Consider the following 1,522-nt stretch of genomic DNA (forward strand, 5'->3'; position numbering starts at 1 on the left):
GTTGTAATTCTGATGGGTATGCTCTACTTTATTGGAAGAAGGCCACGGCAGATTAAGGAAGAGGTCATCACTTTGGATAATCTTTCTCTGACTCAGGAAGGGTAAAATAGGAGGTTGTAAGAGATGTCTACAATTATTATTGCCAGTCTGATTATTTTGGCTGTTTTGCTTGGAATTCGTCATTATATTAAACAAAAAGGTTCCTGCGGTGATTGCAACTGTTCCTGTCCTATTAAAGATGAGATGAAACAGGCCAAAAGAAACCAGTAAAAAAGTATTTAGAAAAACAATAAAAATTTAGTCTGAGTAAATAGTTTGGGCTTAGACCATTTCAAGTCACCATCTAAAAATAAGGGAGGGGTGAGAAGCAAAATTTGGAACTTTTGGCTTCTTTCTCACTCCCTTTTTGATATAATAAGAGATATTATATATTAGAGAGAAGCAAGATATGACAGAGAAATTAATTGATGGTAAAGCTCTAGCGCAGAAAATGCAAGGACAGTTGGCTGAGAAAGTTGAACGGCTCAAGGCTGAATATGGAATTGTTCCAGGTTTAGCCGTTATTTTGGTAGGTGACAATCCGGCTAGTCAGGTTTATGTTCGCAATAAAGAGCGCTCAGCAATCAAGGCTGGTTTTAAAAGTGAAACAGTACGCCTGTCTGAGGCCATTAGTGAAGAAGAATTGATTGAGGTTATTAAAAGCTATAATCAAGATCCTTCCTTTCATGGGATTCTGGTACAATTGCCACTGCCAGCTCACATCAATGATAAGAAAATTATTTTAACGATTGACCCTAACAAGGACGTAGATGGTTTTCATCCCATGAATACTGGCCATTTGTGGAGTGGCCGTCCTATGATGGTGCCTTGTACTCCTGCTGGTATTATGGAAATGCTGAGTGCCTATGAGGTCAATTTAGAAGGCAAACATGCGGTTATTATCGGCCGTTCGAACATTGTCGGCAAGCCCATGGCTCAGCTGCTTTTGGACAAAAATGCGACAGTCACCCTGACACATTCTAGAACACGTCACTTGGCTGATGTCTGCAAGCGTGCAGATGTGCTCATTGTTGCCATTGGTCAAGGACACTTTGTGACTAAAGACTTTGTCAAGGAGGGTGCTGTTGTTATTGATGTTGGTATGAACCGTGATGATAATGGCAAATTGATTGGCGATGTCAAATTTGACGAAGTTGCCACAGTCGCAAGCCTCATTACCCCTGTTCCGGGAGGAGTTGGTCCTATGACCATCACTATGCTTTTGGAACAAACCTACCAAGCAGCTTTAAGAAGTGTGATCAAATGATTATTGATGAAGTTTTAGCTCAAAAAATTATTCAGCCGCGTCCTCTTGAAAGTCACAAGGGGACTTTTGGGCGTGTTCTTTTAATTGGCGGTAACTATCCTTACGGCGGTGCAATTATTATGGCTGCTTTGGCCTGTGTTAATAGCGGAGCAGGCTTGGTGACAGTTGCTACCCACAAAGACAATATCACAGCCCTTCACAGCCAGCTGCCTGAAG

The 1,522-nt window shown here is 41.5% G+C and carries 3 protein-coding genes; all 3 read left to right on the forward strand.

The window, feature by feature from the left end; genetic code table 11:
- Window positions 1-123 precede the first annotated feature (123 nt).
- Window positions 124-270, forward strand: a complete 147-nt coding sequence (locus SCSH_RS10895; RefSeq protein WP_082581947.1) for a FeoB-associated Cys-rich membrane protein — start codon at window positions 124-126, stop codon at window positions 268-270.
- Between the two features lie 178 nt (window positions 271-448).
- A complete protein-coding gene (locus SCSH_RS04555; RefSeq protein WP_057490712.1) occupies window positions 449-1,306 on the forward strand; it encodes a bifunctional methylenetetrahydrofolate dehydrogenase/methenyltetrahydrofolate cyclohydrolase in 858 nt (285 codons plus the stop codon).
- The coding region (locus SCSH_RS04560) for an ADP-dependent NAD(P)H-hydrate dehydratase (protein ID WP_274518960.1) at window positions 1,303-1,522 on the forward strand (220 nt) is incomplete at its 3' end. The genes SCSH_RS04555 and SCSH_RS04560, both read left to right, overlap by 4 nt.

It is taken from the genome of Streptococcus orisasini (assembly GCF_001431045.1).
GTDB classification, from domain to species: domain Bacteria; phylum Bacillota; class Bacilli; order Lactobacillales; family Streptococcaceae; genus Streptococcus; species Streptococcus orisasini.